Source organism: Azospirillum sp. A23 (assembly GCF_042938965.1).
In the GTDB taxonomy this organism is placed as follows: Bacteria; Pseudomonadota; Alphaproteobacteria; order Azospirillales; family Azospirillaceae; genus Azospirillum; species Azospirillum melinis.
Genome location: NZ_CP170667.1, coordinates 1464260 through 1480860 on the forward strand (window position 1 = coordinate 1464260; position 16601 = coordinate 1480860).

The 16601-nt window shown below is 66.1% G+C and carries 17 protein-coding genes; 9 read left to right on the top strand and 8 right to left on the bottom strand.

Annotated features, from left to right (window positions below):
- Positions 1 to 169: 169 nt before the first annotated feature.
- Positions 170 to 1456, top strand: coding sequence for a hypothetical protein (locus ABNQ40_RS24305; protein ID WP_109050003.1), 1287 nt, complete (start codon positions 170 to 172; stop codon positions 1454 to 1456).
- A gap of 6 nt (positions 1457 to 1462) precedes the next feature.
- On the opposite strand, the gene ABNQ40_RS24310 is transcribed toward ABNQ40_RS24305, so the two are convergent.
- Positions 1463 to 2224 carry an SDR family NAD(P)-dependent oxidoreductase gene (locus ABNQ40_RS24310; protein ID WP_391347541.1) on the bottom strand — a complete coding sequence of 254 codons (762 nt, stop codon included), beginning with the start codon at positions 2222 to 2224 and terminating at the stop codon, positions 1463 to 1465.
- A gap of 207 nt (positions 2225 to 2431) precedes the next feature.
- On the opposite strand from ABNQ40_RS24310, the gene ABNQ40_RS24315 reads away from it, so the two are divergent.
- Together ABNQ40_RS24315 and gmk are read left to right on the top strand one after the other, a co-directional pair.
- Positions 2432 to 3298 carry a YicC/YloC family endoribonuclease gene (locus ABNQ40_RS24315; protein WP_391347544.1) on the top strand — a complete coding sequence of 289 codons (867 nt, stop codon included), beginning with the start codon at positions 2432 to 2434 and terminating at the stop codon, positions 3296 to 3298.
- 39 nt (positions 3299 to 3337) lie between these two features.
- Positions 3338 to 3985, top strand: coding sequence for a guanylate kinase (gene gmk, locus ABNQ40_RS24320; protein WP_391347546.1), 648 nt, complete (start codon positions 3338 to 3340; stop codon positions 3983 to 3985).
- Positions 3986 to 4000: 15 nt separating this feature from the next.
- Here the strand turns inward: gmk and ABNQ40_RS24325 are convergent, their stop codons facing one another.
- Positions 4001 to 4732, bottom strand: coding sequence for a DUF6065 family protein (locus tag ABNQ40_RS24325; protein ID WP_391347548.1), 732 nt, complete (start codon positions 4730 to 4732; stop codon positions 4001 to 4003).
- Positions 4733 to 4965: 233 nt separating this feature from the next.
- On the opposite strand from ABNQ40_RS24325, the gene ABNQ40_RS24330 reads away from it, so the two are divergent.
- From ABNQ40_RS24330 to ABNQ40_RS24340, 3 genes are all read left to right on the top strand, one after another.
- Positions 4966 to 6654 (top strand): methyl-accepting chemotaxis protein, encoded by a 1689-nt coding sequence (locus ABNQ40_RS24330; protein WP_391347551.1) that lies wholly within the window; start codon positions 4966 to 4968, stop codon positions 6652 to 6654.
- A gap of 92 nt (positions 6655 to 6746) precedes the next feature.
- Entirely contained in the window at positions 6747 to 7874 is a 1128-nt protein-coding gene (locus tag ABNQ40_RS24335) for a PLP-dependent cysteine synthase family protein (protein ID WP_109050009.1), read from the top strand.
- 16 nt (positions 7875 to 7890) lie between these two features.
- Positions 7891 to 8310 carry a winged helix-turn-helix domain-containing protein gene (locus ABNQ40_RS24340; protein WP_109050010.1) on the top strand — a complete coding sequence of 140 codons (420 nt, stop codon included), beginning with the start codon at positions 7891 to 7893 and terminating at the stop codon, positions 8308 to 8310.
- 70 nt (positions 8311 to 8380) lie between these two features.
- Here the strand turns inward: ABNQ40_RS24340 and ABNQ40_RS24345 are convergent, their stop codons facing one another.
- Complete coding sequence (locus ABNQ40_RS24345) at positions 8381 to 8623, bottom strand: Lrp/AsnC ligand binding domain-containing protein (RefSeq protein WP_085089209.1); 243 nt, start codon at positions 8621 to 8623, stop codon at positions 8381 to 8383.
- A gap of 4 nt (positions 8624 to 8627) precedes the next feature.
- Complete coding sequence (locus ABNQ40_RS24350) at positions 8628 to 10208, bottom strand: DEAD/DEAH box helicase (protein WP_391347555.1); 1581 nt, start codon at positions 10206 to 10208, stop codon at positions 8628 to 8630.
- A gap of 257 nt (positions 10209 to 10465) precedes the next feature.
- Between ABNQ40_RS24350 and ABNQ40_RS24355 the strand changes: the two genes are divergently transcribed.
- Both ABNQ40_RS24355 and ABNQ40_RS24360 read left to right on the top strand, forming a co-directional pair.
- Positions 10466 to 11011 carry a hydrolase gene (locus ABNQ40_RS24355; RefSeq protein ID WP_098739995.1) on the top strand — a complete coding sequence of 182 codons (546 nt, stop codon included), beginning with the start codon at positions 10466 to 10468 and terminating at the stop codon, positions 11009 to 11011.
- 16 nt (positions 11012 to 11027) lie between these two features.
- The gene (locus ABNQ40_RS24360) at positions 11028 to 11771 is read left to right on the top strand and encodes an alpha/beta fold hydrolase (RefSeq protein WP_109050012.1); all 744 of its coding nucleotides are present in this window, start codon (positions 11028 to 11030) and stop codon (positions 11769 to 11771) included.
- Between the two features lie 37 nt (positions 11772 to 11808).
- On the opposite strand, the gene ABNQ40_RS24365 is transcribed toward ABNQ40_RS24360, so the two are convergent.
- From ABNQ40_RS24365 to parE, 3 genes are all read right to left on the bottom strand, one after another.
- A complete protein-coding gene (locus ABNQ40_RS24365; protein WP_109050013.1) occupies positions 11809 to 12363 on the bottom strand; it encodes a hypothetical protein in 555 nt (184 codons plus the stop codon).
- A gap of 103 nt (positions 12364 to 12466) precedes the next feature.
- Positions 12467 to 13273, bottom strand: a complete 807-nt coding sequence (locus tag ABNQ40_RS24370; protein ID WP_247879799.1) for a hypothetical protein — start codon at positions 13271 to 13273, stop codon at positions 12467 to 12469.
- 248 nt (positions 13274 to 13521) lie between these two features.
- On the bottom strand, positions 13522 to 15510 hold the full coding sequence (gene parE / locus ABNQ40_RS24375) for a DNA topoisomerase IV subunit B (protein ID WP_109050014.1): 1989 nt from the start codon (positions 15508 to 15510) through the stop codon (positions 13522 to 13524).
- A 107-nt stretch (positions 15511 to 15617) separates the two neighbouring features.
- Between parE and ABNQ40_RS24380 the strand changes: the two genes are divergently transcribed.
- On the top strand, positions 15618 to 16013 hold the full coding sequence (locus ABNQ40_RS24380; protein WP_109050015.1) for an acyl-CoA thioesterase: 396 nt from the start codon (positions 15618 to 15620) through the stop codon (positions 16011 to 16013).
- Between the two features lie 6 nt (positions 16014 to 16019).
- Here the strand turns inward: ABNQ40_RS24380 and ABNQ40_RS24385 are convergent, their stop codons facing one another.
- Entirely contained in the window at positions 16020 to 16454 is a 435-nt protein-coding gene (locus tag ABNQ40_RS24385) for an ArsC/Spx/MgsR family protein (RefSeq protein WP_109050016.1), read from the bottom strand.
- Positions 16455 to 16601: the final 147 nt, after the last annotated feature.

The following is a 16601-nucleotide window of genomic DNA, read 5'->3' on the forward strand; positions in this document are numbered from 1 at the left end:
ATCGAGCGGACCGGGGTATGCCGACCGAGGCATGCCCGGCCTGGCGGCCTGCCGACAACGCCATCCGGGCAGACTGGCCCGGATGGAAAACAAAAGGCTGCCGAACAACGAGCGGCCGAAGATACGGGTGGTTGGCAGGCGTGACGCTTGTTGTGGGAGTGAGCAAGGTATGAGCAAGTTTGGCGGCAGACCACCCATTGGACGGGACCGTGTCCGGCTTTCCACCACGGAGAAGCAGGCCGCCGTCGCCGCCGCCAAGGATCAGAAGCCGGACTTCGACAACGACAAACTGCTGAATCTGCTGCGGTCGGCGAAGAACGAACTGCAGGGCATGCGCCTGATCCACATGCACCTGTCGCTTTTGAAGGACCGCGACCCCAGCAGCCAGATGATGGTGCGGTCCATCATCCAGGAACTGGCGACCAAGGCGTCCTATCTGCAGTCCTTCAACATTTCCAACGGCGACGTCATCATCCTCTACAAGGGGCTGAAGCTGACCGGCGTGACCGACGTCTGCCAGACGGTCGAACAGGTTTTCCTGTCGAAGACGACGCTGACGGGGCCCAACCCCTACAAGGAATATTCGCTCTATTCGATCATGGAACTGGCGTTGAACTTCATCAACGTCATCCGTTTCATCGAGGAATTGCAGGCGAGCGAGACCGGCAACCACGTCACCGAGACCAAGCCGCCGATCACACTGGAAGAACTCGGCAAGCTCGAACGCTCGATGCAGATGTTCGACCTGTCGCCCTTCCTGTTCAATCAGGGCATCGCCAACATCGGCAGCGGCGAAGCCGAGATGGAGTATTTCGAACTCTACATCTCGATCAAACTTCTTCAGGAGCGGCTCTGCCCGGATTACGACATCACCGCCAACAAGTGGCTGTTCAACTACTTCACTGCCAATCTCGACCAGTCGGTGCTGCGCGCCCTGAACCACGGGCTGAGCTTCATGCGGGGCCGGCGGATCGGCATCAACATCAACCTGTCCACCGTCATTTCGACCGGATTCGTGAAGTTCGACGAGCGGCTGCCGATCGACTTCCGCGGGCAGGTGGTGCTTGAGGTGTCGAAGGGCGACCTGATCGAAAACCTGTCGCTGTTCAACGAGGTGGTGGAGTTCGCCCAGGACCGCCGCTACCAGATCGCGGTCGATGGGCTGAACCCGTTCTGGGTGACGAATTTCGACCTGGAATATCTGAACGCCGACTACGCCAAGATCTTCTGGTCGAACGACATGCTGGAGATGGACCCGTCGTTCGAGAAGTATTTCCGCGACCGCATCGCCGAACAGGACCGCTGCAAATTCATCCTGGCCCGCTGCGACAGCGTCACCAGCCTGGTCTATGCCCACAAGATGGGGATCAATCTGGTCCAGGGCCGCGCGGTCGACAACATCATGCGCAAGGGCGTCAGCGTTCGCGAAGCCATCGCCCACGCGAAGGTGGACTAAGCGCGGTCAAGTCTTGCGCGGGGCCTGGCGCAGCAGACCGTCGGTCCAGGCCGGGGGAAGAAGAGCGAGCAGCCAGACCGCGGCCATCATCGGCCAGGGGAAGGCGATTCGCGCCCGATTGCGCTCCAGCCCGCGGCGGATGATCCGGGCTGCGGCATCGGTCTCCATCAGAAACGGCATCGGGAAGCGGTTCACCGCCGTCATCCGGCTTTTGACGAAGCCCGGACAGATGACTGAGACACCGATCCCCTCCCCGGCCAGATCGCCGCGCAGCGCCTCGCCATAGACCCGGACCATCGCCTTGCTGGCGCAATAGGCGGGCGCGCCGGGAAGGCCGCGGAAGCCGGCCAGCGAGGCCATGATGGCGATCTGTCCGCTCCGCCGCTCCCGCATCACCGGAAGCAGCGGGTGAATGCTGTTCAGAACGCCGTCGATGTTCACCGCCAGGATGCGCCGCGCCTGCTCCTCCGTCTCCCCGCCATCGCCGGTGCCCGCCGACATGCCGGCGTTGGCGATCAGCAGGTCGACCGGCGAGGTCGCATCGACCCGAGCCAACCAGTCCGCCATCGCCTTGCGGTCGGCCACATCGATCGCCTTCGTCTCGACCAGGGCACCGGCGCCGCGGCAGCGCTGCGCCACGCTTTCCAGCCTTGCGGAGTCGCGGCCGGTCAGGGCAAGTCCGACGCCGGGGGCGGCATACAGGACGGCAAGGGCTTCGCCGATGCCGCTGGAGGCTCCGGTTATGACGATGGAACGCGGCTGTTTCATGGGATTTGCGCCCTGCCCGTCGGCTGCCCGATGGCGCCGAAGCCTGTTGTGGGGTGATGTCGAGTTCGTAGCGTCCTGTTCGTCGATCGAAGTCATGCTCCAAATCGATTCCGATTTGGCACGATCCGATCTATAAGCACGACATCATTCGACACCGCTTTTCAAGTGAGGCCGCCGTTGCCAGCCCATCGCCCCGTCATTGCCAGCATGACCGGTTTCGCACGCGTCGACGGGCACGGCGACGGCTATTCCTGGACCTTCGAAGCCAAGAGCGTCAATGGCCGCAGCCTGGATCTGCGCTGCCGCCTGCCGTCCGGCTTCGACAGCGTCGAGGCGGCGGCCCGGGCCGATGTGCCGAAGCGGCTGGCCCGTGGGAACGTCAACCTGACGCTGACCGTCAACCGCGCCCAGGCGGTGTCGCAGCTGCGCATCAACCGCGAGCTTCTGGCCCAGGTCCTGGAGATCGCGCGGGAGATCGAGGGGGCCGGGGCCGCCGCGCCACGTCTGGATTCGCTGCTGGCCGTCCGGGGCATCATCGAGCCGGTGGAAGAGGATGAAACCGAGGCTCGCGAACGTGTCGAGTCGGCGTTGAAGGGCGACCTGTCCAAACTGATCGACCAGCTGGCGGTCAACCGCCTCGCCGAGGGAGCGCGCATCGCCGAGGTGTTGTACGGCCATCTCGACGAGATCGCCCGGCTGGTGGATGCGGCGTCGGCCTGCGCCTCGACCCAGCCGGAAGCGTTGCGCGAGAAGCTGCGGACCCAGGTCGCGGCGATCCTCGGTTCCTTCCCCGCCCTGTCGGAGGAGCGGCTGGCCCAGGAGGCGGCGATCCTGATCGGCAAGGCCGACGTGCGCGAGGAGCTGGACCGCCTGCGCGCCCACATCCAGGCCGCGCGCGACATGATGGCGGAGGGCGGCGCCATCGGCCGCCGGTTCGACTTCCTGTGCCAGGAGTTCAACCGCGAGGCCAACACGCTCTGCTCCAAATCGGCGGATGTCGAACTGACCCGCATCGGCCTGTCGCTGAAAGCCTCCATCGAGCAGCTTCGCGAGCAGGTCCAGAACATCGAATGACGACCGTTTTCGAATGACAGGCAACTGCGAGTGACCGCCATGGCTGCGACCAACACCTCCCCGATCCACCGCCGCGGCCTCATGCTGGTGCTGTCCTCCCCGTCGGGGGCCGGCAAGACCACCATCGCCCGCGGGCTGCTGGACCGCGATGCCGGCATCACCATGTCGGTGTCGGTGACCACCCGCGCGATGCGTCCGGGCGAGGTCGAAGGGCTGGATTATTACTTCATCGATCAGCAGCGCTTCGACCGCATGGCCGAGACCGGCGACCTGCTGGAACATGCCCGCGTCTTCGGCAACTGCTATGGCACGCCGCGGGTGGCGGTGGAGGACGCGCTGGGCGCCGGCCGCGACGTGCTGTTCGCCATCGACTGGCAGGGCGCGCAGCAGCTGGCGCAGAACGCCCGCGACGATCTGGTCAGCGTCTTCGTCCTGCCGCCGTCGGTCAGCGAGCTGGAGCGCCGCCTGCGCGGCCGCGGCCAGGATTCGGAGGAGGTCATCGCCAACCGGATGGCGAAGGCGTCCAACGAGATCAGCCACTGGCCGGAATACGACTATGTCATCGTCAACAGCGACGTGACCGAGAGCATCGCCGCGGTCGAGTCCATCCTGCATGCCGAACGGCTGCGCCGCCGCCGTCAGATCGGCCTGCCGGAGTTCGTGCGCAGCATTCAGGACACGCTCTAACTGTCTGAGCGATAACTACTTGTTCGGAAACGGCTGCGCCCGCACCTTGATTTCATGGTCGGGCGGGCCTTCGCTGCCGTCCGGCTTCTTGCCGCGGTAATAGCCCTTCTGCCAGCGTTCCTGTGCCGCGGCACTGCCCGGAGTCCGCAGTTCGTTGTTGAACTGGCTGCGCGAGGTCGCCCAGGCACGGTACTGCGCAGCAGTCTCCGGATCGCTGTCGAGGTCGCGAACCTCCGGCGTCAGGCTTTCCACCAGACCGCGCTGGATCGGCATGAGATGGGCGAAGGGCTCGCCCTTTTCCCAGGTCACCGGAACGCCGGCAGCGGTGAACTTCCAGTTCATGGTGAAGGGGTAAGGCGACCAGTCGGTCTCGATGATTCCCGACAGGCCCAGGATTCCGTGTTTCGGATGGTTCAGCGGGCCGGTGACCATCAGGTTGACGCCCGGCGGCGTGCGGAACAGGGCCGCGACATGAAAGGTCAGGACACCGCTGCCGAAATGGCTGGCCGGCAGCAGGGGATGCGGCTCGTCGGCCGTAACGGTGATGGCGTCCAGCCCCGTTCCGCCATCCCACACGGCGGTGACCCGCACCGGGCAGCAGACCTCCCACCCGTGCATGCTGGCGATGTTCAGCGGCAGGCAGCGGTAGCCGTACTGCTCCGGAAGGGCGTCGATCCAGTCGCGGGTCGGGCGGGCCGGGCGGATGTCGGGCATCGCGCCCGAGAGGGGATAAGCGATCAGCGTCATGGCGTGGCATCCTGACAGACTTCTTTATCCGGTGTAACCCTAGTGCTCCAATGGTCACAACCGGTTTCGCGACCATCCGGATTACTCCTGGCTCGACGTCGGGCATTGCGTCGACGAACAATACTCCAGTATGACTGACTTGTTGTATTAGAGTTCGTTTGATTAGCGAACCGTATTGTCATGCGCCGTCGGGCGGCGGATGCGGCATCGCGCGCATGGGGTGGAACAGGGCGATGATCGGCAAACTTCACAGCATCAAGGCAAAGCTCCTGATCCTTCAGGGGCTGTTCCTCGTCGCCATTCTGGTGGGCGGCATCTGGTCCGCGACATCGAAGCGCGAAACCATGGTGGAGGGCTACCGCAACTCTATCCAGGCGGTGGTGCAGACCTCGCTATCGATCATGAAGTCCTATGACGCCCGCGCCGCCAAGGGCGAGTTCAGCCGGGAAGAGGCACAGGACCGCGCCAAGGGTGCGCTGCGGGCCCTGCGCTTCTTCGGCAACGAATACATGTTCGGGTACGAGTTCGACGGCACCAACGTGTTCCACGGCGTGCGTCCCGACCTGGAGGGCACCCGCAAGCTCGCCGACTTCAAGGACAGCAACGGCGTGCTGGTGATCCGCGGCTTGATCGATTCGGCCCGCGGCGGCGACGGCACCTTGATCTACAATTTCCCCAAGGCCGGCGGGACCGAGCCGATGCCGAAGCTGGCCTATGCCGCGATCTATGAGCCGTGGGGCTGGATGATCGGCACCGGCGTCTACATCGACGATGTCGACGCCGCCTTCCGTGCCACGCTGATCAAGACGCTGCTGGTGACGCTGGCGGCGGCACTGCTGCTCGGACTATTCGGTTTCCGTCTGGTGTCGCGCATCGGCAAGGGGCTGGACGGCATCGCCGACGCCACCGACCGCATCGCCAAGGGCGATCTGGCCGCCCAGGTTGCCGGCGCGGACCGTGCCGACGAGGTGGGGGCCCTGGCCCGCTCGGTGGAGACGCTGCGGCTCAGCGCCATCGAAGCCGAGGATTTGCGCCGCCGCCATGCCGCGCTGGAACGGGAAGCCGAGGAAGGCCGCCGCGCCACCATGAGGCGGCTGGCCGACGAGTTCGAAAGCACGGTCGGTGCGCTGGTCCATTCCGTCGCCGAGTCGGCCGGACAGTTGACCCACACCTCGGGCGCGATGAGCAGCGGCGCGGAACAGACCACCCGGCTGATGGACGGCGCCGCCCGCGCCGCCGGGACCACCTCCGGCAACGTCCAGGCGGTGGCGGGCGCCACCGAGGAGCTGGCCGCCTCCATCCGCGAGATCGCCCAGCAGATCGCCGAGTCGACGACCGGCTCCGCCCGGGCGGTCGAGGATGTGCGCCGCACCTATGCCCTGATCGAACAGCTGGACGGTGTCGCCCGCCGCACGGTGGAGGTGGTGGACCTGATCCGCTCCATCGCCGAGCAGACCAACCTGCTAGCGCTGAATGCGACCATCGAGGCGGCCCGTGCCGGCGAGGCGGGCAAGGGCTTCGCCGTGGTCGCCAGCGAGGTGAAGAATCTCGCCAACCAGACGGCCAAGGCCACCGACGACGTGCAGGCGCAGATCGCCGCGATGACCGACGCCACCTCGTCCGTCGTCGAGGCGATGCGCGGCGTCGGCGGCGCCATCGAGACGGTGAACAACGTCGCCTCCAGCATCTCCGCCGCCATTGAGGAGCAGGGGGCGGCGACCCGCGACATCAGCCAGAACGTCAACGAGGCGGCGCAGGGCGTCAGCTCGGTGTCCGACAGCCTGAACTTGGTGTGCAGCCACGCGACGGCCACCGGTCAGGCCTCCGCCGAGGTGGCCGCTGCGGCCCGCGCGGTGGGCGAGCGCGCCGACCGCATGCTGGGCGAGGTGTCGGCCTTCGTCGCCCGCATCCGGCAGGGCTGACCGTCCACCATGGCGGGGAGGGATGTTCTACCGGATGCATTCGGTAAAATTCCGCGCTATGGATGGGGCAGCCAATCGCCGGATATGACGCCATGACCATCCCCTCCCCCGCCGCAGCCGCTCCCACCGTCGCCCGCCGGGGCTGGCTCGACGAGGCTCTGCGCCGGATCGAGGCGGACGTGAACCGCTCCGCTGACACGCATCTGCTGCGGATGCCGATCCCGGCGGCGCAGGGGATCACGCTGTACCTGAAGGACGAGTCGACCCATCCCACCGGCAGCCTGAAGCACCGGCTGGCGCGGTCGCTGTTCCTCTACGCGATCTGCAATGGCTGGGTGCGCGCGGGCACGACGGTGATCGAGGCCTCGTCCGGCTCCACCGCGGTGTCCGAGGCTTATTTCGCCCAGCTGCTGGAGTTGCCCTTCGTCGCCGTGGTGCCGCGCAACACTTCGCCGGCCAAGATCGCGCAGATCGAGTTCTATGGCGGCCGCTGCCATATGGTGGAGCGTGCGTCGGAGGTCTGCGCCGAGGCGCAGCGGCTGGCCCGCGATTGCGACGGCCATTTCATGGACCAGTTCACCTATGCCGAGCGCGCCACCGATTGGCGCGGCAACAACAACATCGCCCAGTCGATCTTCGAACAGCTGGCGCAGGAGCCGCATCCGGTGCCGGACTGGATCGTCTGCGGCGCCGGCACCGGCGGCACCTCGGCCACCTTCGGACGCTATGTGCGCTATCGCCGGCTGCCGACGCGGGTTTGCGTCGCCGATCCAGAGCATTCCGCCTTCTTCGCCGGCTTCCGCGACAACGATCCGAAGGCCAGCGTCAGCCGCGGCTCGGGCATCGAGGGCATCGGGCGTCCGACGGTGGAGCCGTCCTTCCAGCCGACGGTGATCGACCGGATGATCCGCGTGCCCGACGCCGCCAGCATCGCCGCCGTCTGGGTGCTGCGCGAGCGGCTGGGCCGCGCCTGCGGCGGTTCCACCGGCACCAATCTGATGGGCGCCATCGAGCTGATCGCCGGGATGATGCGCGAGGGCCGACAGGGCAGCGTCGCCACGCTGATCTGCGATCCGGGCGACCGCTATATGGGGACCTACTTCAACCGCGACTGGCTGGAGTCCGCCGGGCTGGAGATCGATCCCTGGTGCGAGCGGATCGACGCGTTCTTCCGCACCGGCGCCTGGAGCGGCGACGGTCTGGACTCGGCCGAGCGCTGAAGGGGAGCCTATCACCATGACCCGCATGAGAATCCGCATCGACTTCGAAAGCGGCGGCTCGATCGGGCCGGGCAAGATCGCGCTGCTGGAGCAGATTCGCGACACCGGCTCCATCTCCGCCGCCGGACGGGCGCTGGGCATGTCCTACCGGCGGGCGTGGCTGCTGGTGGACGACCTCAACCGCATCTTCAGCGAACCGGTGGTGAGCGCCGCGGTCGGCGGCAAGCATGGCGGCGGCACGGTGCTGACCGCCTTCGGCGAACAGGTGATCGACCATTACCGTGCGGTCGAACGCGAAGCGCATGTGGCGACCGCCCACCGTCTGGCGGCGCTGGCGGCGGGGACCAATCCAGACTATGGCGCGGACAGTCAGGTCGATGACGGGAGCTTCGCGAGCGATCCGGCGGTCGGGCCTGGATGCGGACCGGACAAGTAACCGGCGCCATCGATAACGAAAAAGGCCGGGCAATTTGCCCGGCCTTTCCAGTTTCGCGCGCCAGAAGCCTCTATGCGAACGCCTTGTACGCAATCAGCGTGAAGGTGTCCCGTACGCCGGGCAGAGTCTGCACATGCTCCGTCACGAAGCGGCCAATGTCGTCGTCCTGCTTCAGGTAGCACTTCATCAGCAGATCGTACTGGCCGGAGATGGAATGCACCTCCGACACCTGTTCGATCAGCTGCACAGCCTGATCGGCAACCTCATAGGCGCGTCCGAGATCGCATTTGACCATGACGAAGATGGTCTGCACGGGCTCAGCCCTCCTGCGACGGATCGGTCGAGGTCTCGCTGGACGGACGCGGGCGGGCCGAGCGCAGCATGAAGGCCGGCATATGATCGCCGAAACCGATCACCGGCACGTCGTCATCGTCGTCGTCACGGCGACGGCGGCGATCACGGTCGCGATCGCGGCGCGGCTCGTTGTTGCGGCGGGACTCGGCGGCAGCCAGCGATTCGCGGGGCTGACGCTCCTCACGGACCGGACGGTCTTCACGCATCGGGCGCTCCTCACGGACGGGACGCTCCTCACGCACCGGACGTTCCTCGCGGGCGGCGCGCTCTTCGCGGGGAGCGGCTTCGTCGCGTGGGGCGCGCTCTTCACGGCCACCACGGGGCGGACGGGCTTCCGAACGGGAGTCAGGCTTGGCTCCACGACCGCCACGGCCGCGGCCACGCCCGCGGGAGCTGCTGTCTTCCTCGCCGAACTCGGCCGTCTCCAGGCCGTCGATGGCGATCATGGGGATCTCCCGCTTGATGAGGCGCGTGATCGCGCCGACCAGTTTCGTGTCGTCGGGCGTCGCCAGCATGAAGGCACGGCCCTGCTTGCCGGCGCGGCCGGTGCGGCCGATCCGGTGGACATAGTCGTCGGGGGTCAGCGGCACGTCGAAATTGAAGACGTGGCTGAGGCCCTGGACGTCGATGCCGCGGGCGGCGACGTCGGAGCAGACCAGCAGCGTGATCTCACCCTGCTTGAAGCGTTCCAGCGTCTCGGTCCGCTTCGACTGCACCATGTCGCCATGCAGCGCGCCGACATTGAAGCCGTGGCGTTCCAGCGACTTCTGCAGCACGGCGATGTCGCGCTTGCGGTTGCAGAAGATGAAGGCGTTCTTGACATCCTCGGTCTGCAGCAGATGGCGCAGCGCCTTGCGCTTGTCCATCTCATGCACGAGGGTCAGGGCCTGGGTCACCGTTTCCGCCGGCGAGGCGGGCGGAGCGACGGAGATCTCAAGCGGCTGGGTCAGGAAGGCATCGGCCAGACGGCGGATTTCCGGCGGCATGGTCGCCGAGAAGAACAGCGTCTGGCGGTTCTTCGGCAGCTTGCTGACGATGCGCTCGATGTCCGGGATGAAGCCCATGTCGAGCATGCGGTCGGCCTCGTCGATGACGAAGACCTTGATGTCGTTCAGCATGATGTTGCCGCGCTCGAACAGGTCGATGAGACGACCCGGAGTCGCGATCAGAACATCCACACCACGGTCGAGCTTCTTCACCTGTTCGGTGAAGGTCTCGCCGCCGATCAGCAGCGCCATGCTGAGCTTGTGGTACTTGCCGTAGGTCTCGAAGCTTTCCGACACCTGGGCGGCCAGCTCGCGTGTCGGCTCCAGGATCAGCGACCGCGGCATCCGCGCGCGGGCACGGCCCGACGCCAGGATGTCGATCATGGGCAAGGTGAAGCTCGCCGTCTTGCCAGTGCCCGTCTGCGCGCAGCCCAGCACGTCGCGGCGTTGCAGGACACAGGGAATTGCCTGTTCCTGAATGGGCGTCGGTTGGGTGTAACCCTTGTCCTCGATGGCGCGCAGGACGTCAGGGCCAAGCCCAAGTTCCGAAAAAAGCATCCAACCTGTTTCTGTTCTGGAGTGCGGAAATCGAGCGTTCGACGCCCGATGCCTGGATGAGGCCGAAGAATAGGAAGTCAAAGCTACATGTCAATAGATCCGATGTTCGGCGACCGAAAATTGACGCGAAAATACGCCGCGTTGGCGAAATCCGTCCCCTGCGCTAGGCTGTCGTCCGGCAACATCGCGAGTCGCGGCGCTTGCCGGCACCCTGAAACGGGGTGGTCCGCTTTAAATGGAACGGTCGAGAGCATTTGATGATTCTTCGTGCCCAGGACTCGGTGCTGGTGGTGGTGGATGTGCAGGAACGGCTGCTGCCGGCCATCCACGACTCCGCCCGCGTCGTCCGCAATGCCGGAATGCTGTTGAAGGGCGCTGCCGCCCTGTCGGTGCCGGTGCTGCTGACCGAACAATATCCGCGCGGCCTGGGTCCGACGGTGGAGGCGGTGCGCGCCGACCTGCCGGCCGGAACTCCGGTGATCGAGAAGATCACCTTCGGCTGCACCGGCGAGCCGGCCTTCAACGCCGCGCTGGCGGAGCTGAAGCGCCCCCAGATCGTGCTGTGCGGGACGGAAGCCCATGTCTGCGTGATGCAGACGGCGCTCGGACTGCGCCAGCAGGGCCATGCGGTCTATCTGGTGGCCGACGCCGTGTCGTCGCGCACGCCCGACAACCGCGCCATGGCGCTGGAGCGGATGCGCGCTGCCGGCGTGACCATCGTCACCACCGAAATGGTTCTGTTCGAGTGGATGGAGCGCGCCGGCACTCCCGTCTTCAAGCTCGTCAGCGCGCTGGTGAAGTGAGCGCAGGAAAATCCCCATGTCTCCGAACTCCACGCCCCCGAACTCCGCGTCTGCGAACGCCGCCCGCCGTTCCCTGATCCTGTTGCCCGGCATGCCGCTGGACGCCGCATTGTGGGACCATCAGGTCCGGCATCTCAGCGAGGTGGCGGATCCGCAGGTGGTCGAGTTGGCCGACTGCGACGGCATCGCGGCAATGGCCGGCAAGGTGCTGGCCCAGGCGCCGGAACGGTTCGCCGTCGCCGGCCTGTCGATGGGCGGCTATGTAGCGCTGGAAATCCTGCGCCGGGCGCCGGAGCGGGTGGAGCGGCTCGCCCTGCTCGACACCAACGCCCGCCCCGACACAGCGGAGGCAAGCGCGACCCGGCGGGAGGCGGTGGCGCTCGCCCGCCAGGGCCGCTACGGGCAGGTCGTCCGTGCCGCCCTGCCCCGCCTGATTCATCCCGAGCGGCTGGCCGACGAAGGCTTCGTCCGCTCCGTCCTGGCTCAGATGGAACGGGTGGGCGTCGACGGCTATGCGCGGGAACAGGAGGCGATCATCAACCGGGTGGACAGCCGGCCGGGTCTTGCCGCCATCCGCTGCCCGACGCTGGTCGTCTGCGGCCGCCAGGACATCCTGACTCCGCCGGCCCTGCATGAGGAGATGGCGGAAGCCATTCCTGGCGCGCGGCTGGTGGTGATCGAGGAATGCGGCCACCTGTCGGCGATGGAACAGCCGCAGGCGGTCACCGCCCTGATGCGTGACTGGCTGCTGCGCGATTGAGCGGCCTGGGCGGCGATTGGAGCTCAGCAGTCCGGGATCAGCAGTCCGGTCTGCCGCAGAGCAGATCCGACCGCTGGCTCGGGAACAGCGAGAAGGTCATGTCGCTGATCAGGCTGCGGAAATCCGGATCGTCCGGTCCCTGCGGCCGGTCGAGCCAGCCGGTGGCGGAGGTCAGCGCGCCACCCGACCGGCAGAACGCCCCCTGCACGATGATCGGTCCGCCCGGCGGAGCGGTCGGGATCGGACCTTCGGTGCAGAGGGCGGAATTCAGCATGTTTTCCGATACGTTGAAGGCCAGCACCACCTTGTAATCGCGCCGAGCCGTGTCGTTGGGCGTGGTGGTGAGGTTGGTCCTCACACCGAACACCCGGTCCTGCATATGGGGTAGAACCTTCTCGGCAAAGCGGTCGGGCGTCAGGCCGAAGGGGTTGCCATGCAGCACCACCCGAAGGTCGCGGTCGCTCGCCGCATAGGCCACCTCGCTGCGCGTGTAGGCCGGCGTCGGCTCGCTCGCCACGACCCGCTCGTTGGTGCAGGCGGCGAGAACGGAAGCGCCCAGCAGGAGGGCGGCGAGCGGCGGGAACATTCGCATGATCGGGGTGTCCGTCGGTGTGGCTGGCATCGGTATCGCTTGGCCGGATATGGGGTGCGGCTGCCGGAAGGGCGAGTGCTCCCCTGCTCCGCCTTCCTGCCCGTCACACGTCTCTCAACCACTTGTCTGCGGCGCGGGCAATCAGGTCCGGATAGTCGGGACAGTCCAGGCCAACCAAGGGAAGGTCGAACTCCGCTGCAATTCGGGCGACCGTCCGGTGCGTCAATTCCAGCCCCAGACCACGAGCGCGACGGGCAATGGCGAGTTCCTGACCCCAAACATAGACGTTTCGCGCGCCGGTGTTGCGCGCCATCGTCCGGGATTGCTCCATCCGCTCGTCACCGTTGATCGGCAGCCAGATGTCGGTCATCAGCATGTCGGCAGGGGTGTCGGAGCGGTATTTCATCGCGTCGGCATTGACCACCTCGATCTTTGCCACGATGTCGGCCGGAAGCTGGTCGAACAAACCGATTAGCCGGTTCACCTCGATGACGTCGGGGTCCAATTCGACAATGGTGACCCGCGTCACCTCCGGTCTTAGCGCCGCGTTCACCGCAGCCCAACCCATGCCCATACCCATCACCACCGTGTGGCCGGTAGCGGCACGCACGCCGATCTCCTGGCTTTCGATTTCCATCGGTGTCATCGACATCCAGGTGCGATAGCCCTGACCGACCTCGCGCCGGCTGAGAATCGCGGTATCCCTGGTCAGCCGGGCCGGATTCCAGTATCCGGGACTCAGCAGCAGAGGAACCACCTGAAGCCGCCAGCGTCCAACCTCGCAGGATTGGTACTGTGGTATGAAAAGGTCAGTGACGAATGGGATCAGCGGAGTCAGCGCGTCTGCCAGAAACTCGGGCGGGATGGCGTCAACCGGGATATCTGTTCCGGGAAATGCTGGGGTATGCATATGCCTCCTGGAGGGACAGGCCATGATGCGGGAAAAACCCTCAAGCCGGCCGTTCACGGGAGGATATATCAGGGCCTCATTCTCTGTAACCGGGAAATTTGCACAGGTTTTGCCACCCGATCTTCAGGTGGGATCCGGGCCGTAGTACGGATCAGAAGTACGGATCAGACAGCTTGGAAGACGGCCGTTGGGCAGCGGAACTCCGCTGCCCCTCGCCGAACGGCCGAGAGGCGGGGTGATGCCCCCCGTCACACGTCGATGTCGTCGGCCTTCACGAACTTCGCATTGTCCTGGATGAACTTGAAGCGCAGTTCCGGACGCTTGCCCATCAGATCCTCCACCAGCGACCGCGTGCGCTCGCATTCCGGCTTTTCCTCCGGATCGGCGGCGTTGGGCACGACCACGCGCAGAAGCGACCGCTTGGACGGGTCCATCGTCGTGTCGCGCAGCTGGGCCGGCATCATCTCGCCCAAACCCTTGAAACGGCTGATGTCGGGCTTCTTGCCCTTGAACATCTTCGACAGCAGCTCGTCCTTGTGGGCGTCGTCGCGGGCGTAGACCTGCTTGTTGCCGTGGCTGAGCCGGTAGAGCGGCGGTAGGGCGAGGTAGAGGTGGCCCTCCTGGATCAGGCCCGGCATCTCGCGGTAGAAGAAGGTCATCAGCAGTGACGCGATGTGGGCGCCGTCGACATCGGCGTCGGTCATGATGATGACCCGCTCGTAGCGCAGCTTGTCGGTCGAAAAATCCTTGCCGATGCCGCAGCCGAGCGCCTGGGTCAGGTCGTTCAGCTCCTGATTGGCCTTCATCTTGTCGACGGACGCGCTGGCGACGTTCAGGATCTTGCCGCGGAGCGGCAGGATCGCCTGGGTCTCGCGCTGGCGGGCCTGCTTGGCGGAACCACCGGCCGAGTCACCCTCCACCAGGAACAGCTCGGTGCCCTCGGGAGAATTCCGCGAGCAGTCGGCCAGCTTGCCGGGCAGGCGCAGGCGGCGGGTGGCCGACTTGCGCGTCATCTCCTTGGACTGCTTGCGCCGCGCCCGTTCCTCGGCCTTTTCGATCAGCCGTTCCAGCAGACCGTTGGCGCTCTGCGGATCGCCGGACAGCCAATGGTCGAAATGGTCCTTCACCGCGGTCTCGACGAGGCGCTGGGCCTCCGCCGTCACCAGCCTCTCCTTGGTCTGGCCCTGGAAATGCGGTTCGCGGATAAAGACGGACAGCAGGACGCAGGCGTCGCCCATCACATCGTCGGCGGTGACCTGTCCGGCGCGCTTGTTGCTGGTCAGCTCGCCATAGGCCTTCAGGCCGCGGGTCAGCGCGGTGCGCAGGCCGGCCTCGTGCGTGCCGCCCTGCGGGGTCGGCACGGTGTTGCAGTAGGTGTGCGAAAAGCCCTCGTCATCGTCGGGCCACGCCACCGCCCATTCCACCCGGCCCTGGCCGTTGGGGAAATCGAGCGCGCCGGCGAAGGGCAAGCGCGTCAGGGTCTTGCGGTCCTTCAGCGCGGCGTTCAGGTAATCCTGAAGCCCACCGGGGAAATGTAGGGTTTCCGACGCGGGCGTGGTGGCGTCGACCGACAGCAGGGCCGGATCGCAGCTCCAGCGGATTTCCACGCCGCGATAGAGATAGGCCTTGGAGCGGGCCAGCCGGTACAGCCGGTGCGGTTCGAAATGAGCGGTCTCGCCGAAGATTTCCGGATCGGCGTGGAAACGGATGGTGGTGCCGCGCCGGTTGACGTTGCCGCGATGGGCCAGCGGCCCCTGCGGCAGGCCGCGGCTGTACTCCTGGACGTAGAGCTGCTTTTCGCGGGCGATCTCGACGGTCAGCCGGTCCGACAGGGCGTTCACCACCGACAGGCCGACGCCGTGCAGGCCGCCCGAGGTCTGGTAGACCTTGTTGGAGAATTTGCCGCCGGAGTGCAGCGTGGTCATGATGACCTCCAGCGCCGACTTGCCCGGATATTTCGGGTGGTCGTCGATGGGGATGCCGCGACCGTTGTCGCGCACCATCACCGTATAGTCGGCGGTCAGCTCCAGGTCGATGCGGCTGGCATGTCCGGCCACCGCCTCGTCCATGGCGTTGTCCAGGACCTCGGCCACCAGATGGTGCAGCGCGCGGTCGTCGGTGCCGCCGATATACATGCCCGGCCGGCGCCGGACAGGCTCCAGCCCCTCCAGAACCTCGATGTCCTGGGCGGAATAGCTGTCGGCCTTGGGGGCCGTGTTCTCGAAAAGATCGCTCATGACGGGATGATAGGAATTTCGTCAGGGGTGCGCAAGCGCATCCTGGGCCGCTTATACTGCGTCGCCACATGGTTTTGTGGATGAATTTTTTTGACGCCGGAGGAAGCATGAGTGCAGCGGACGCATACGACTTCGACAACGGCCCTGCCCTGCGGGCCATTGCGATGCCGGCGGACACCAATCCGAACGGCGACATCTTCGGCGGATGGCTGCTGGCACAGATGGATCTGGCCGGCGGGACGGTGGCGGTGCGGCGCAGCCATGGCCGCGTCGCCACCGTCGGCATCGAGGCGATGACCTTCCACAAGCCGGTCTTCGTCGGCGACGAGGTCAGCTGCTTCGCCCGGATCGAGAAGGTCGGCCGCACCTCGCTGCGCGTTCGCATCGAGACCTGGGTGCGCCGCGAACGGTCCGGCTCCGACCCGATCAAGGTGACGGAGGGCGTCTTCACCTATGTCGCCATCGGCGAGGACCGCAAGCCGCGCGAAGTGCCTTCGGAGTAAGTCCGGTTAAGCCGCCGGCGCCTTGACGAAATGCTGGTGGCCGTGGTCGCACTGGCCGCGGGCGTGCTTGTCGTCGCAGCTTTCGCCGGAGGTCAGGCCGATCCAGCCATGCAGAGTGGTCGGGTCGAAGCCGGCCTCGCGGCGGTCGCCGACCTGGATCAGCGGACGGCGGATCAGGTCGCGGTCGGCCAGCATCGCCGCCAGCGCGGCAGACTCGTCAAGGGCGCCGGGCGTCACGGCGCCGGACTTCACCGCTGCGGCGCGGCGGTTGAACCAGGCATCGACCTCCTTGTCGCCGAAGAAGGCACGCAGCTCGGCGGCGGTCAGCTCGGCGGTGGCAAGGTCGCATTCGACCAGCCTGTGGCCGGCGGCGGCCAGCTGCTGCTTCTGCCTGGCGTTCGCCGTGCAACCGGCCAGTCCGTAGAAAATCACTTCGGCCATGGGACACTCCGCTGCTGGATGGGCGGCCCTGATCCGGGGAGCAATCAGGACCGATTTCGTCCAGTCTAACGGCGGTGCAGCATGAAAAAGGGCGCGACAGAATGCCGCGCCCACATTTTTTCTATGGGTATTCCTAAGCGAGCCCGG

Coding starts and splice junctions, on each gene's coding strand:
- ABNQ40_RS24340 (WP_109050010.1), top strand. CDS start 7,891: ATGACCCGCATGAGAATCCGCATCGACTTCGAAAGCGGCGGCTCGATC.
- ABNQ40_RS24325 (WP_391347548.1), bottom strand. CDS start 4,732: ATGACGCTGATCGCTTATCCCCTCTCGGGCGCGATGCCCGACATCCGC.
- gmk (WP_391347546.1), top strand. CDS start 3,338: ATGGCTGCGACCAACACCTCCCCGATCCACCGCCGCGGCCTCATGCTG.
- ABNQ40_RS24335 (WP_109050009.1), top strand. CDS start 6,747: ATGACCATCCCCTCCCCCGCCGCAGCCGCTCCCACCGTCGCCCGCCGG.
- ABNQ40_RS24385 (WP_109050016.1), bottom strand. CDS start 16,454: ATGGCCGAAGTGATTTTCTACGGACTGGCCGGTTGCACGGCGAACGCC.
- ABNQ40_RS24305 (WP_109050003.1), top strand. CDS start 170: ATGAGCAAGTTTGGCGGCAGACCACCCATTGGACGGGACCGTGTCCGG.
- ABNQ40_RS24355 (WP_098739995.1), top strand. CDS start 10,466: ATGATTCTTCGTGCCCAGGACTCGGTGCTGGTGGTGGTGGATGTGCAG.
- ABNQ40_RS24330 (WP_391347551.1), top strand. CDS start 4,966: ATGATCGGCAAACTTCACAGCATCAAGGCAAAGCTCCTGATCCTTCAG.
- ABNQ40_RS24370 (WP_247879799.1), bottom strand. CDS start 13,273: ATGCATACCCCAGCATTTCCCGGAACAGATATCCCGGTTGACGCCATC.
- ABNQ40_RS24360 (WP_109050012.1), top strand. CDS start 11,028: ATGTCTCCGAACTCCACGCCCCCGAACTCCGCGTCTGCGAACGCCGCC.
- ABNQ40_RS24380 (WP_109050015.1), top strand. CDS start 15,618: ATGAGTGCAGCGGACGCATACGACTTCGACAACGGCCCTGCCCTGCGG.
- ABNQ40_RS24315 (WP_391347544.1), top strand. CDS start 2,432: ATGACCGGTTTCGCACGCGTCGACGGGCACGGCGACGGCTATTCCTGG.
- ABNQ40_RS24310 (WP_391347541.1), bottom strand. CDS start 2,224: ATGAAACAGCCGCGTTCCATCGTCATAACCGGAGCCTCCAGCGGCATC.
- parE (WP_109050014.1), bottom strand. CDS start 15,510: ATGAGCGATCTTTTCGAGAACACGGCCCCCAAGGCCGACAGCTATTCC.
- ABNQ40_RS24365 (WP_109050013.1), bottom strand. CDS start 12,363: ATGCGAATGTTCCCGCCGCTCGCCGCCCTCCTGCTGGGCGCTTCCGTT.
- ABNQ40_RS24350 (WP_391347555.1), bottom strand. CDS start 10,208: ATGCTTTTTTCGGAACTTGGGCTTGGCCCTGACGTCCTGCGCGCCATC.